Source organism: Mesorhizobium sp. ISC11, assembly GCF_037162595.1.
Classification (GTDB): domain Bacteria; phylum Pseudomonadota; class Alphaproteobacteria; order Rhizobiales; family Rhizobiaceae; genus Mesorhizobium; species Mesorhizobium ciceri.
Genome location: NZ_JAVSPW010000001.1, coordinates 2,945,008 through 2,957,744, shown reverse-complemented (window position 1 = coordinate 2,957,744; position 12,737 = coordinate 2,945,008). Strand labels below are relative to the sequence as shown.

16 protein-coding genes are annotated in these 12,737 nt (G+C 62.4%); 12 read left to right on the top strand and 4 right to left on the bottom strand.

What is annotated here, in order from left to right:
* Window positions 1-48 precede the first annotated feature (48 nt).
* Window positions 49-603 (bottom strand): invasion associated locus B family protein, encoded by a 555-nt coding sequence (locus tag RPF88_RS14690; RefSeq protein WP_013532781.1) that lies wholly within the window; start codon window positions 601-603, stop codon window positions 49-51.
* Between the two features lie 376 nt (window positions 604-979).
* Between RPF88_RS14690 and coxB the strand changes: the two genes are divergently transcribed.
* The 12 genes from coxB to rnhA all read left to right on the top strand — a co-directional run bounded on the left by coxB (window position 980) and on the right by rnhA (window position 10,599).
* Complete coding sequence (coxB, locus tag RPF88_RS14685; protein ID WP_013532780.1) at window positions 980-1,879, top strand: cytochrome c oxidase subunit II; 900 nt, start codon at window positions 980-982, stop codon at window positions 1,877-1,879.
* A 38-nt stretch (window positions 1,880-1,917) separates the two neighbouring features.
* Window positions 1,918-3,570: a cytochrome c oxidase subunit I gene (gene ctaD, locus RPF88_RS14680; RefSeq protein WP_013532779.1), complete on the top strand. Its 1,653-nt coding sequence runs from the start codon at window positions 1,918-1,920 to the stop codon at window positions 3,568-3,570.
* 75 nt (window positions 3,571-3,645) lie between these two features.
* Window positions 3,646-4,590, top strand: a complete 945-nt coding sequence (locus RPF88_RS14675) for a heme o synthase (protein WP_127365999.1) — start codon at window positions 3,646-3,648, stop codon at window positions 4,588-4,590.
* A gap of 2 nt (window positions 4,591-4,592) precedes the next feature.
* Entirely contained in the window at window positions 4,593-4,751 is a 159-nt protein-coding gene (locus RPF88_RS14670) for a hypothetical protein (protein ID WP_013532777.1), read from the top strand.
* Window positions 4,751-5,383 carry a cytochrome c oxidase assembly protein gene (locus RPF88_RS14665; protein WP_027164147.1) on the top strand — a complete coding sequence of 211 codons (633 nt, stop codon included), beginning with the start codon at window positions 4,751-4,753 and terminating at the stop codon, window positions 5,381-5,383. Before RPF88_RS14670 ends, RPF88_RS14665 begins: the two co-directional genes overlap by 1 nt.
* A gap of 1 nt (window position 5,384) precedes the next feature.
* On the top strand, window positions 5,385-6,266 hold the full coding sequence (locus RPF88_RS14660; protein WP_024503615.1) for a cytochrome c oxidase subunit 3: 882 nt from the start codon (window positions 5,385-5,387) through the stop codon (window positions 6,264-6,266).
* A 91-nt stretch (window positions 6,267-6,357) separates the two neighbouring features.
* Window positions 6,358-6,849 (top strand): L,D-transpeptidase family protein, encoded by a 492-nt coding sequence (locus RPF88_RS14655; RefSeq protein ID WP_063167681.1) that lies wholly within the window; start codon window positions 6,358-6,360, stop codon window positions 6,847-6,849.
* Window positions 6,850-6,870: 21 nt separating this feature from the next.
* Window positions 6,871-7,257, top strand: a complete 387-nt coding sequence (locus tag RPF88_RS14650) for a DUF983 domain-containing protein (RefSeq protein ID WP_024503617.1) — start codon at window positions 6,871-6,873, stop codon at window positions 7,255-7,257.
* Window positions 7,254-8,009, top strand: coding sequence for an SURF1 family protein (locus RPF88_RS14645; protein WP_063167682.1), 756 nt, complete (start codon window positions 7,254-7,256; stop codon window positions 8,007-8,009). Before RPF88_RS14650 ends, RPF88_RS14645 begins: the two co-directional genes overlap by 4 nt.
* Before the next feature lie 88 nt (window positions 8,010-8,097).
* Window positions 8,098-9,108: a 4-hydroxy-3-methylbut-2-enyl diphosphate reductase gene (gene ispH / locus RPF88_RS14640; RefSeq protein ID WP_063167683.1), complete on the top strand. Its 1,011-nt coding sequence runs from the start codon at window positions 8,098-8,100 to the stop codon at window positions 9,106-9,108.
* Window positions 9,109-9,113: 5 nt separating this feature from the next.
* Window positions 9,114-10,076: a homoserine kinase gene (locus tag RPF88_RS14635; RefSeq protein WP_063167684.1), complete on the top strand. Its 963-nt coding sequence runs from the start codon at window positions 9,114-9,116 to the stop codon at window positions 10,074-10,076.
* Window positions 10,077-10,080: 4 nt separating this feature from the next.
* The gene (gene rnhA / locus RPF88_RS14630) at window positions 10,081-10,599 is read left to right on the top strand and encodes a ribonuclease HI (protein ID WP_027164143.1); all 519 of its coding nucleotides are present in this window, start codon (window positions 10,081-10,083) and stop codon (window positions 10,597-10,599) included.
* A gap of 133 nt (window positions 10,600-10,732) precedes the next feature.
* On the opposite strand, the gene RPF88_RS14625 is transcribed toward rnhA, so the two are convergent.
* The 3 genes from RPF88_RS14625 to RPF88_RS14615 form a co-directional block, all read right to left on the bottom strand.
* Window positions 10,733-11,209: a DUF2938 domain-containing protein gene (locus RPF88_RS14625; RefSeq protein WP_013532768.1), complete on the bottom strand. Its 477-nt coding sequence runs from the start codon at window positions 11,207-11,209 to the stop codon at window positions 10,733-10,735.
* Between the two features lie 72 nt (window positions 11,210-11,281).
* On the bottom strand, window positions 11,282-11,764 hold the full coding sequence (locus RPF88_RS14620) for a peroxiredoxin (protein ID WP_027164142.1): 483 nt from the start codon (window positions 11,762-11,764) through the stop codon (window positions 11,282-11,284).
* An 84-nt stretch (window positions 11,765-11,848) separates the two neighbouring features.
* On the bottom strand, window positions 11,849-12,655 hold the full coding sequence (locus RPF88_RS14615) for a protein-disulfide reductase DsbD domain-containing protein (RefSeq protein WP_063167685.1): 807 nt from the start codon (window positions 12,653-12,655) through the stop codon (window positions 11,849-11,851).
* Window positions 12,656-12,737 lie beyond the last annotated feature (82 nt).

Sequence of the window (12,737 nt, the reverse complement as noted above, 5' to 3'; positions counted from 1 at the left end):
CCGTCGACGTCACTTCTGGTTGATGAAGCCGGTGATGTCGCCGGGCTTTCAGGGGAGGGCGGCGAAGCCGTCGGCAAAACCCTTGAGGTCGACCGGGATGCCGATGCCTTCTTCCGGGGTCTGGAAGACAATGAAGGTGGCCGACGTGCCGGTCTTCAGCGTGTCGAGAAGCGGCTTTTCGAGGATAACCTCGGCATAGCAGCCGTCCTGGAAACAGCGCACGAAATAGGCGCGACCGATGTCCTTGCCGTCGACATTGAGGCCAAGCCCGTTGGGCAAAAGCACGCCGAGCGGCGCCAGAACGCGCAGGATCTCCGCCTTGTTGTCGGCGGTGCGCAGCACGACGACCGACAGTCCCATCTCCGGACGGTCCTCGGCGACGACGTTCTGCATCATCACGCATTGTTCCGAGGTGGCACCGGCCGGCGTGTCGCAGATGATCGACCATGCGCCATGCGTCGAGCGAACGGTACCGCTCGGTTGCGCGGCGTTCGCCGTGCCGGACACGATCGCGGACAAGCCGATGCCAGACAGGGCGGCGAAAAAGATGACCTTCGCCCAGTTTCTCGAAAACCGAGAGTTTCTCGAAAGCCAGTAATTCATGACGGCTCCATTGCGAATCACGGCACTTTAAGCCGCGCCAAAGCCAAGTAAAGGACGAGACCGCACCAGGTCTGCCCCGAAAAAGCCAATACGGCGCTTTTCCCTGCCAATTTCGCCCGAATTGCGACGTTCGGCACGTGCGCGCCGCGGGAATGCCGCTGTGGGTTCAATGTAGGCGATTCGGGGCTGCCGCGGCTGCCTCCAAAGGCACATCCGGGCTTGCGCGCAAAAATGCCGCACGGTTTCGTCCGCTCCTTTCTTGCGGAGGGAAAAAGAGTATGGTTTGAACCAGCTTGAAACTGTCGGGATTCCCGTCCCGGCATTGTTCGTTATTCTCGTGGGTACCACAGCGAGGAACTGGGAGACGATGAGGGCGATGAGAAATTTCCTGGCAAACGCCAAGGTTCCAGCAAGTGCCAAGTTTCTAAGTGCTTGTGCCGCTATCACGTTTTTCGCCGGCGCATCCGCCCATGCCGACCAGCCCAAGAACTGGGAGACAACCTTCCAGGCGCCGGCGACCGACATGATGCGGCAGATCGAGTGGTTCGGGAACTACACAATGTGGTTCATCGTCCCGATCACCATCCTGGTGCTGATTCTTCTCGCCTATTGCATCATCAGATTCCGCGCGAGCGCCAACCCGGTTCCGTCCAAGACCAGCCACAACACGTGGATCGAGTTGATCTGGACGATCGGACCTGTCGTCATCCTGCTCCTCATCGCTATCCCCTCGTTCCAGCTGCTGACCGCGCAATACACGCCGCCGGAAGAAGCAAAGCTGACCGTCAAGGCGACCGGCAACCAGTGGAACTGGGACTACGAGTACCAGACCGACAACACGCTCTCTTTCAACTCCGCGATCCTCCAGGACGCCGAACGCGCCGCTGCCGGCAAGGAGGACCGCAAGGTCTACCCGCGCCTGCTGGCCGTCGACAACGAGCTGGTCGTGCCGGTCAACACCATGACCCGCGTGCTCGTCACCGCGACCGACGTGATCCACTCCTTCGCCATGCCGTCGTTCGGCATCAAGATCGACGCCGTTCCGGGTCGCACCAACGAGACCTGGTTCAAGGCGGAGAAGGAAGGTATTTTTTACGGCCAGTGCTCGCAGCTCTGCGGCAAGGACCATGCCTTCATGCCGATCGCCATCCGCGTCGTCTCTGATGCGCAGTTCAAGACCTGGCTGGCGGCAGCCAAGACCGATCTGCCCGGCGCCAACAAGACGCTGATGGCCGAGGTCGACGGCCAGAACAAGGTAGCGGCCGCCGGCAACTGATGCCGCGGGTTAGCAAGATTTAGGGAACGGAGCGGAACATGGCAGACGCTGCAGCTCACGACGGGCACGACCACAAGCCTTATCACGGCTGGGTGCGCTGGGTTTATTCGACCAACCACAAGGACATCGGCACGCTCTACCTGATCTTCGCGATCATGGCCGGCATCATCGGCGGCGCCTTGTCGGTCGCCATCCGCATGGAACTGCAGGAGCCTGGCATCCAGATCTTCAGCGGTCTGGCGCAGATGGTCTACGGCATGAACGGTGACGCCGCGATCGACGGCGGCAAGAGCATGTACAATGCCTTCGCCACCGCGCACGCCCTGATCATGATCTTCTTCATGGTCATGCCGGCGCTGATCGGCGGTTTTGCCAACTGGATGGTCCCGATCATGATCGGCGCGCCCGACATGGCGTTCCCGCGCATGAACAACATCTCCTTCTGGCTGCTGCCGCCGGCCTTCATCCTGCTGCTCACCTCGATGTTCATGCCGAGCGCACCGGGTGCCTATGGTGTCGGTGGCGGCTGGACGCTTTATCCGCCGTTGTCGACTTCGGGCCAGCCCGGGCCGGCCATGGATCTGGCGATCCTGTCGATCCACATTGCCGGTGCCTCGTCGATCCTCGGCGCCATCAACTTCATCACCACCATCTTCAACATGCGCGCGCCTGGCATGACGCTGCACAAGATGCCGCTGTTTGCCTGGTCGGTGCTGATCACCGCCTTCCTGCTCCTGCTGTCGCTGCCGGTTCTGGCCGGCGGCATCACCATGCTGCTCACCGACCGCAATTTCGGCACCACCTTCTTTGCGCCCGACGGCGGCGGCGACCCGATCCTGTTCCAGCACCTGTTCTGGTTCTTCGGTCACCCTGAAGTGTACATCCTGATCCTGCCGGGCTTCGGCATCATCAGCCACGTCATCTCGACCTTCTCGAGGAAGCCGGTGTTCGGTTATCTCGGCATGGCCTACGCCATGGTGGCGATCGGCGCCGTCGGCTTCATCGTCTGGGCGCACCACATGTACACGACCGGCCTGTCGCTCGATACGCAGCGCTATTTCGTCTTCGCCACCATGGTCATCGCGGTGCCGACAGGCGTGAAGATCTTCTCCTGGATCGCGACGATGTGGGGCGGGTCGATCTCGTTCAAGACGCCGATGCTGTGGGCGCTGGGCTTCATCTTCCTGTTCACCATCGGCGGCGTCACCGGCGTCCAGCTGGCCAATGCCGGCCTCGACCGCTCGCTGCATGACACCTATTTCGTCATCGCCCACTTCCACTACGTGCTGTCGCTGGGCGCGGTGTTCGCCATCTTCGCCGGCTGGTACTACTGGTTCCCGAAGATGACCGGCTACATGTATTCGCCCGTCATCGCCAACACCCACTTCTGGGTCACCTTCGTCGGCGTGAACCTGATCTTCTTCCCGCAGCACTTCCTCGGTCTCGCCGGCATGCCGCGCCGCACCATCGACTACCCCGATGCGTTTGCCGGCTGGAACTATGTGTCGTCCATCGGCTCGTATATCTCGGCCGTCGGCGTCCTGATCTTCCTCTATGGCGTGTTCGAGGCCTTCCAGAAGAAGCGGATCGCCGGCGCCAACCCATGGGGCGAGGGCGCAACGACGCTCGAATGGCAGCTGCCTTCGCCGCCGCCCTTCCACCAGTGGGAACAGCTGCCGAAGATCAAGTAAGGCGGCTGTTCGCTCGAATACGAAACCGCCGGTCCGCCGGCGGTTTCGGCCAACGGATGATGGACTTAAGTACGCATGGCCCTTGTCGACGACCCATTGATTGACGAAGCGGGCTTTCGCATGTCGGAAGCGACGGCGGGCGATTTCTTCGCGCTGCTGAAGCCGCGCGTCATGTCGCTGGTGGTGTTCACCGCCTTTGTCGGCCTGGTCGCCGCCCCCGTGACCATCAACCCTCTGCTGGCGGTGATCGCCATCCTGGCTATTGCGATAGGTGCTGGCGCCTCCGGCGCGCTCAACATGTGGTACGATGCCGACATCGATGCCGTGATGACCAGGACCGCCAGCCGCCCGGTCCCGGCCGGTCGCATCCAGCCGCACGAAGCGCTGACCTTCGGGCTGGTGCTGTCGGTGCTGTCGGTGATGACGCTCGGCGTGCTGGTCAACTGGCTGGCGGCGACGCTGCTGGCCTTTACCATCTTTTTCTACGCCGTCGTCTACACGATGTGGCTGAAGCGCTGGACGCCGCAGAACATCGTCATCGGCGGGGCCGCCGGTGCCATTCCGCCCGTGATCGGCTGGGCCGCGGTGACCGGGACGGTCAGCCTCGAAAGCGTTGTCTTGTTCCTGATCATCTTCCTTTGGACGCCGCCGCATTTCTGGGCGCTGGCGCTTTTCAAATCCGAGGACTACGCCAAGGCCGGTATTCCGATGATGCCCAACGTCGCCGGCCACGCTTCGACGCGCCGCCAGATCTTCGCCTATGCGCTGGTGCTGGCCCCGGTAGGCGTGCTGCCGTGGCTGCTCGGCTACACCACGCCCTTCTATGGCGTGGCCGCCCTGCTGCTCGGGGTCGGTTTTGCCTGGTACGCGTGGAAAGTGCTTGGCATGGCCGACGATGACCGCGTCATGAAACCGGCCAAGGCCCTGTTCGCCTATTCGCTGCTTTATCTCTTCGCCATCTTCGCTGCCTATCTGGCCGACAGCGTTGTCGAACGCGCGCTTGCCATGGGTGGAGCATGACCATGATCGAGGAAAAGCTCGAGACCGTCACGTTGACCGAGCGTCAGAAGAAGGCGCAGCGCAGCCGTTCTATCGCCATCGGCGTGGCGCTGGCGCTGCTGGTGGTCATTTTCTACATCGCGACGATCGTGAAGTTCGGCCACAATCTGGGCACGATGTGATGAGCGTCGAGAAGTCCAGGAAAGCGGCGGGCAAGAACAGCAACGTCATCGTCGCGGCTGTCTGCCTCGCCTTCTTCACCGGCATGATCGGCATGGCCTATGCCGCGGTGCCGCTCTACAAGATGTTTTGCCAGGCGACCGGCTATGGCGGCACGACGCAACGTGCCGAGAAGCAGTATGCCGGCCGCGTGCTCGACCGCGAGATCACCGTCCGCTTCGATGCCAACGTCGCCGGCGTGCCATGGGAGTTTCAGCCGGTCCAGCGCTCGATGACGATGAAGATCGGCGAGACCGTGCAGGCGCACTACCAGGCGACCAACAAGTTCGATCGTTCGGTGACCGGCCGCGCCACCTTCAACGTGCAGCCTGAACTGGCGGGCCCCTATTTCAACAAGGTCGAGTGCTTCTGCTTCACCGACACGACGCTGAAGCCCGGCGAGACGCTGGACATGCCGGTCCTGTTCTACGTGGACCCCGACATCGTCAATGTGCCGGAGCTCAAGGACGTGAAGACGATCACGCTGTCCTACACGATGTTCCCGGTCGAGAAGACCAAGCCGGTCGCCTCCTCGGCGCCGACCGATGGCAACAGCAAGACAATTTCGAATACCGAAGCAAATCTCGGGGGTTGATATGGCAGACGCGCACGCAAAACCACAGCATGACTATCATCTCGTCGACCCGAGCCCATGGCCTTTCCTAGGCTCGGTAGGGGCGCTGGTCATGGCCTTTGGCGGTGTCGCCCTGATGGAATATCTGAAGGGCGGGTCGTTCCCGATCTTCGGCTTCAACATCGCCAATCCGTGGCTGTTCTTCATCGGCCTCGTGATCGTCCTCTACACCATGTTCGCCTGGTGGTCGGACACGATCAAGGAAGCGCATGAGGGTCATCATACGCGGGTCGTGTCGCTGCACCTGCGCTATGGCATGATCATGTTCATCGCCTCGGAGGTGATGTTCTTCGTTGCCTGGTTCTGGGCCTATTTCGATGCCAGCCTTTTTGCCGGTGAGGCACAGAACTACGCGCGCGCCACATTTACTGGTGGCGTCTGGCCGCCGAAGGGCATGGAGGTTCTCGATCCCTTCCATTTGCCGCTCTACAACACCGTCATCCTGCTGCTGTCGGGCACCACGGTGACCTGGGCGCACCATTCGCTTCTTCACGGCGACCGCAAGGGGCTGATCAACGGCCTGGTGCTGACCGTTGGCCTCGGCATGCTGTTCACCATGGTGCAGGCCTACGAGTACATGCACGCTCCGTTCGCTTTCAAGGATTCCATCTATGGCGCCACCTTCTTCATGGCGACCGGCTTCCACGGGTTCCACGTCATCATCGGCACCATCTTCCTGTTGGTCTGCCTGATCCGGGCGATGAAGGGTGATTTCACCCCCAAGCAGCATTTCGGCTTCGAGGCGGCCGCCTGGTACTGGCACTTCGTCGACGTGGTCTGGCTGTTCCTGTTCGCCTCGATCTACGTCTGGGGATCGGTCGGCGCGGTGATCGAGGGCCACTGATCCAGGCCTGAGGGATTTTCATTTCTGGAGGCGGCCGCGGCAACGTGGCCGCCTTCTTCTTTTTGGCGCAATGATCGCTGATCGATAGCCAATGCGACTGACAATCTTCCGGGCTATTTGCGCATTGATGATCGGGGCACTCCCGGCCTTTGCCGGCGAGAAGGTGGACCTGGTGCGTGTTCACAAGGCCGAACGCCGGCTGGAACTGATCGGCGACGGCAAGGTCCTGCGAAACTACGGCATCGCGCTCGGCGGCGATCCCGTCGGGCACAAGCACCAGGAGGGCGATCAGCGCACGCCCGAGGGGAACTATGTCCTCGACTGGCGCAACCCGAACAGCATCGCGCACAAATCGATCCATATTTCGTACCCCAATGCCGACGATGAGGCCGCCGCCAAGGCGCGCAATGTCGGCGCGGGCGGCATGATCATGATCCACGGCCAACCGAATGGTTATGGCTGGTGGGGCTGGCTGCTTCAATTGGTCGACTGGACCGACGGCTGCATTGCGGTTACGGACTCCGACATGGACGAAATCTGGGCGCTGGTGGCCGATGGCACACCGATCGAAATCGAGCGGTAAGCAATGAGCGACGACGCTCCCATGAGTGAAGACAGGGCGATCTGGCCGCCGATCGATCCGATCTCGGCCGGCCTGCATGGCCGCTGCCCGCGCTGCGGCGAGGGGCGGTTGTTCTCCGGCTTCCTCACTGTCGGCAAGCGCTGCGTCAATTGCGGCCTCGATTATTCCTACGCCGATGCCGGCGACGGGCCGGCGGTGTTCGTCATCCTGATCATAGGCTTCCTTATCGTCGGCCTGGCGCTCTGGGTTGAAGTCACGCTTAGCCCGCCGCTCTGGCTGCATCTGCTGGTCTGGATTCCGCTGGCTGTCGTGCTGTGCCTGGCGGCGCTGAGGCTGATCAAAGGCGTGCTGCTGACGCTGCAATACCGCAACAAGGCGGCCGAAGGCCGGTTGGATCGCGGCGAATGAGCGAGGCAACCGTTAAAGCCGATGGCCGATCGCGGCCTAGGACGGCATTGCTGCTCGGCCTTGGCCTTGTGCTGTTCCTGATCCTGCTGGCGCTCGGCACCTGGCAGGTGCAGCGCCTTTATTGGAAGGAAGGCCTTCTGCAGACCATCGACCAGCGCACTCATTCAGCGCCGCGGCCGCTGGCCGAGGTCGAGAAAGAATTCGCAGCCACCGGGGACGTCGATTATACGCCCGTCGCCGTCACCGGGACGTTCCTGCATCAAGGCGAACGGCATTTTTACGCGACCTGGGAGGGTGATGCCGGCTTCAATGTCTACACGCCGCTGGCGCTCGACGACGGCCGCTTCGTCCTGATCAATCGCGGCTTCGTGCCTTACGATCTGAAGGACGCCGCCAAGCGCGCCAAGGGACAGGTGACCGGCAGAGTGACGGTCACGGGGCTCGCTCGCAACCCCCTGCCAGCAAAGCCGTCGATGATGCTGCCCGACAACGATGTGGCGAAGAACATCTTCTACTGGAAGGACCGCGACGTCATGGCGGCGAGCGCGGGCCTGCCGGCTGGGTTCACGCTGGTGCCGATCTTCATCGACGCAGACAAGACGCCAAATCCAGGCGGATTGCCGGTTGGCGGCGTCACCATCATCGACCTGCCGAACAGCCATCTGCAATATGCCGTCACCTGGTACGGGCTTGCCGCCACGCTCGCCGCCGTGCTCATCCTGCGGCTTCGCCGCCCCGCGAAAGAGGAATGAATGCGAGCGACGCCCCCTTTCTACCGATGCCCTTGACAGGGCAGGGGTGCGCACCTCATTTCGGCTTTGATCAACCGGCCCGGATTTAATGCTTCAGACAACCACCAAACCACCTCTGACGATCCGGCTCTGCCAGCCGCGCGGTTTTTGCGCCGGTGTCGACCGTGCCATCCAGATCGTCGTGCTGGCGCTGAAGAAATATGGCGCGCCGGTCTACGTCCGCCATGAAATCGTGCACAACCGCTACGTCGTCGAGGGGCTGCAAAGCCTTGGCGCCGTCTTCATCGAGGAACTCTCCGAGATCCCGGCCGAACATCGGCAGTCGCCCGTCGTGTTCTCGGCGCATGGCGTGCCGAAATCGGTGCCGGCGGATGCGAAGGCGCGCAATCTCTTCTATCTCGATGCCACCTGCCCGCTGGTGTCGAAGGTCCACAAGCAGGCGATGCGCCATCAGCGGCTCGGCCGTCATGTGCTGTTGATTGGTCACGCCGGACATCCCGAGGTGATCGGCACCATGGGCCAGCTCCCGGACGGAGCGGTGACCCTGATCGAAACCGAAGCCGATGCCGCAAAGCTCTCGCCCACCGATCCGCAGGCGCTAGGCTTCGTTACCCAGACCACATTGTCGGTCGAGGACACCGCCGGCATCATCCGCGCCTTGCAGGATCGCTTTCCGGCGCTGCAGGCGCCAGCGGCGGAATCGATCTGCTATGCCACCACCAACCGCCAGGAAGCCGTCAAGGACACCGCGCCGGGCGCCGATCTCTATCTGATCGTCGGCGCGCCGAATTCCTCCAATTCGCGACGACTTGTCGAAGTGGCGGAGCGTGCAGGCGCCACCATGTCGCTTCTCGTGCAGCGCGCCGCCGAGATTCCGTGGAATGACATCGGCAACATTTCGACGCTCGGCCTGTCGGCCGGCGCGTCGGCGCCCGAAATCATCGTCGACGAGATCATCGACGCGTTCCGGCAGCGCTTCGATGTCACGATCGATCTGGCCATCACGGCCACGGAAACGGAGGATTTTCCGGTCATGCGGGTACTGCGCGATGTCGAACTGACGCGGGCCGACATGGCCTTCGTCAATGGAGCCGCGTAAGGCACATGGCGGTCTACACTGACGTCGCGGAAGGCGAACTCGGCGCATTCCTGAAGCACTATCCGGTCGGCGATCTCCTGTCCTACAAGGGCATCGCCGAAGGCACCGAGAACTCGAACTTCCTGCTGCACACCTCGAGCGGCTCCTACATCCTGACGCTCTATGAGAAGCGCGTCGAGAAGGCGGATCTGCCGTTTTTCCTTGGGCTGATGGGCCATCTCGCCTACAAGGGCGTGTCCTGCCCGCTGCCGGTGACCGCCCATGACGGCAGCGTCATCGGCACGCTCGCCGGCCGGCCGGCGGTCATCATCACCTTCCTGGAAGGGCTTTCGTTGCGGCGGCCCACAGCCACGCATTGTGCCGAGGTCGGCAAGGCGTTGGCGCAATTGCATCTGGCCGGCGCCGATTTTTCGATGACACGTCCGAATGCCCTGGCCATCGACGGCTGGCGCAAGCTCTGGGACGCAGCGCGCGACCGGGCCGACGAGGTCGAGCCGGGCCTGGCGGCCGAGGTTGATGCCGACTTTGCCGATTTTGAGCGCAACTGGCCCAAAGACCTGCCGCAAGGCATCATTCATGCCGATCTTTTCCCGGACAACGTTTTCTTCCTCGGCGAAAAGCTCTCCGGCCTGATCGACTTCTATTTCGCCTGCGACGACCTCTATGCCTACGATGTCGCCACCTGCCTCAACGCCTGGTGCTTCGAGAAGGATTTTTCCTTCAACCTGACCAAGGGCAAGGCGCTGCTCGCCGGCTACAAGAGCGTCCGGCCCCTGAGCGACCAGGAAAAGGCTGCGCTGCCGATGCTGGCGCGCGGTTCGGCGTTGCGCTTCATGCTGACCCGGCTATACGACTGGCTGACCGTCCCCGATGGCGGGCTGGTGATGAAACGCGATCCGACCGAATACATCAGAAGGATGCGGTTCCACCGGGCGATCAAATCTCCTTCGGAATATGGATTGGCCTGATATCATGAGCAAACAGGTTGAGATCTTCACCGACGGCGCTTGTTCGGGCAATCCCGGCCCTGGCGGCTGGGGCGCGATCCTGCGCTTCAACGGCACCACCAAGGAGCTTTCCGGCGGTGAGGCCGAGACGACCAACAACCGGATGGAACTGTTGGCCGCTATCTCGGCGCTGAACGCGCTGAAGGAACCGTGCACGGTCGAGCTTCACACCGACAGCAAATACGTCATGGACGGCATTTCCAAGTGGATCCACGGCTGGAAGAAGAACGGCTGGAAGACCGCCGACAAGAAGCCTGTCAAGAACGGTGAACTCTGGCAGGCGCTCGACGAGGCCAACAAGCGCCACAAGGTCACCTGGAACTGGGTCAAGGGCCATGACGGCCATGTCGAGAACGAGCGCGCCGACGAACTCGCGCGCGAAGGCATGGCGCCGTTCAAGAAAGGCCCGTTCAAGCCTGCAGCAGCGCCAAAGCCTGCTGCGCCGGCAATCGCGAAGGTGCGGCGCTCGACCCAGAGCTATTGAATTTCAGGAGCGGCGCGGCTCGGGTACGAAGAAGCAGATCAGCCAGCGGGCGGCGGCAACTACTACGATATCGGCGCGCATTCCGTTGTCTACGGCTGGCAGCCGATCGACAGGCCGACACAGCCGTAAGCGCTTATCGTATCAGCAGCGCCGTGCCCCAAAGCCCAAGTGCGAACACCGTATGCGACACCAGGTTCAGCGCCCGGATCCGCATCGGGTTGGGCCGCTTCGAGGCGGCCCAGCCGGCGCCCATGCCGGGTGCCAGCAGGAACCAGCCGGCGCCGACGGTGACAATGCCGAGGATGAAGGCCGGCAGAAATGTCGGCGCGGCAAGCCAGCCCGCTCCGGCCAGCACCACCAGGATGATGCCGTAGATGATGCCGACAAAATAGTGAAAGGCCCAACCCAGCGCCTTTTCATGCGCGTATGGTGCTGTATCGCCGATATCGTCGTGAAAGACCTTGTCACGGAGATGCCAGACCCAGCGGCCGACCGGCCCCCAGTTCGGCCGTGGCTGGCCGAACGCCTTGTGCAGGAAGATGGCCCAGAGATCCATCAGCACGGTGGCGCCGACGCCGATCGCGATAGCGCGCCAGAAGATGTCAAACATCGCTAGGATCCCCCCAAAGCAAGCCATGAACCACAAGCGCCATCGCCGTTGCGGCCGAAGGCGCACTGAAGTTCAGAGCTGTCCCAGAATATGGGCCGCGCCGGACTCGTCGACACCGGGCTTGGTCTCGACATTGAGCGCGGTGACCTTGCCGTCGTCGACGATCATCGAAAATCGTTTCGAACGCAGCCCCATGCCGCTGGCGGAAAGGTCATTGTCGAGGCCCACTGCCTTGGCGAAATCGCCACTGCCGTCGGCCAGGAACAGGATCTTGCCCTCGCCGCCGGTGAAGCGCGCCCAGGCGCCCATGACATGGACGTCATTGACCGAGACGACGGCGATGGTGTCGACGCCGCGCGCCAGGATGGCGTCATGGTTCTCGAGATAGCCGGGCAAGTGGTTGTTGCTGCAGGTCGGCGTGAAGGCGCCGGGAACTCCAAACAGAACGACCTTTTTGCCCGGGAATATCTCGGCCCCGGTGATCGGCTTGGCGCCGTCGTCGGTCATCGTCTTGAAGGTCACGTCAGGCAGCTTGTCGCCAACGGAAATGGTCATGGATTCCTCGCTTGGGAAATGGGGAAGGACGTGTCTTTGCGTAGCGAACCCAACGGCTTCCTGCAACCGTTGCGATGGGCTGGATCAAGGGAAAGGCAGAACCCCTTCGACAGCGCCCGCCGCACTCGTCAGCGTATAGTGAAGCCCGCCATCAGTCGGCGTCGTCGAGGGGCGGTCGAGGATCGGCACGGTGAAAATCAGCTTGCCGTCCTTTTCGCTGCGGGCCGGGGTGCCGAACATGTAGTCCTGCTCGCCGGCAACGAAGAAATCCGCCGCCGCCGGATCGCCGGGAAAGCTCGCCTCGACAATCAGCGTCTCATGGTCGCCCGGCAGCACATTGATGCCGAAATCGGACCTCGCGGGCGCAGGCAGTGCCGTAAAACTCGCCTTCACCAGCGCCGCGTCCTCGGCATTGTCCGGATCGGAGGCGGGGTCGACGGTCAGCCGCGTCTGCACCGGAATGCAGATCGTTTCGCAGATGCCGAGAAAGATGTCGGCATCGATCACCGCCGGCTGGTTCGGCGTCGCCAGCGTGAATGTCACCGGCAGAGAGACCGGATAGTTGTAGCCCGCCCATTTGCCATAGCCGTCGTCATGGCGCTGCGGCGCCGGAAACGACAGAGCGGCGTCGGCGACGTTGGTGCTGGCCGAAATGTCGAGTTGCGGCGGCACGCCCGCGTCTCCCGGATCGCGCCAATATGTCTTCCAGCCGGGCTTGAGCGCTATGTCGAGAACGCCCTGTATGCGGCCGGCATCGTCGGCTTTGCCTGATGTAACCAGCCGGACCTTGCCGCCTTCGCTGTTGTACCACGCCGACGAAGAGGCGGCGGCGGGAAGAGCGGTGGCCGATCCGATGCCGGCGCCGAGCAGCAGGATTTTCAAGCTTCGCATGGCGGTGATTTGATCGTCCGTTCGTGGCCGCGCAATGATTTCATGGCCTTGCCGGTATCATATTTGCGTGACTTCGAGGGAG

Coding starts and splice junctions, on each gene's coding strand:
- RPF88_RS14690 (WP_013532781.1), bottom strand. CDS start 603: ATGAATTACTGGCTTTCGAGAAACTCTCGGTTTTCGAGAAACTGGGCG.
- coxB (WP_013532780.1), top strand. CDS start 980: ATGAGAAATTTCCTGGCAAACGCCAAGGTTCCAGCAAGTGCCAAGTTT.
- ctaD (WP_013532779.1), top strand. CDS start 1,918: ATGGCAGACGCTGCAGCTCACGACGGGCACGACCACAAGCCTTATCAC.
- RPF88_RS14675 (WP_127365999.1), top strand. CDS start 3,646: ATGGCCCTTGTCGACGACCCATTGATTGACGAAGCGGGCTTTCGCATG.
- RPF88_RS14670 (WP_013532777.1), top strand. CDS start 4,593: ATGATCGAGGAAAAGCTCGAGACCGTCACGTTGACCGAGCGTCAGAAG.
- RPF88_RS14665 (WP_027164147.1), top strand. CDS start 4,751: ATGAGCGTCGAGAAGTCCAGGAAAGCGGCGGGCAAGAACAGCAACGTC.
- RPF88_RS14660 (WP_024503615.1), top strand. CDS start 5,385: ATGGCAGACGCGCACGCAAAACCACAGCATGACTATCATCTCGTCGAC.
- RPF88_RS14655 (WP_063167681.1), top strand. CDS start 6,358: ATGCGACTGACAATCTTCCGGGCTATTTGCGCATTGATGATCGGGGCA.
- RPF88_RS14650 (WP_024503617.1), top strand. CDS start 6,871: ATGAGTGAAGACAGGGCGATCTGGCCGCCGATCGATCCGATCTCGGCC.
- RPF88_RS14645 (WP_063167682.1), top strand. CDS start 7,254: ATGAGCGAGGCAACCGTTAAAGCCGATGGCCGATCGCGGCCTAGGACG.
- ispH (WP_063167683.1), top strand. CDS start 8,098: ATGCTTCAGACAACCACCAAACCACCTCTGACGATCCGGCTCTGCCAG.
- RPF88_RS14635 (WP_063167684.1), top strand. CDS start 9,114: ATGGCGGTCTACACTGACGTCGCGGAAGGCGAACTCGGCGCATTCCTG.
- rnhA (WP_027164143.1), top strand. CDS start 10,081: ATGAGCAAACAGGTTGAGATCTTCACCGACGGCGCTTGTTCGGGCAAT.
- RPF88_RS14625 (WP_013532768.1), bottom strand. CDS start 11,209: ATGTTTGACATCTTCTGGCGCGCTATCGCGATCGGCGTCGGCGCCACC.
- RPF88_RS14620 (WP_027164142.1), bottom strand. CDS start 11,764: ATGACCATTTCCGTTGGCGACAAGCTGCCTGACGTGACCTTCAAGACG.
- RPF88_RS14615 (WP_063167685.1), bottom strand. CDS start 12,655: ATGCGAAGCTTGAAAATCCTGCTGCTCGGCGCCGGCATCGGATCGGCC.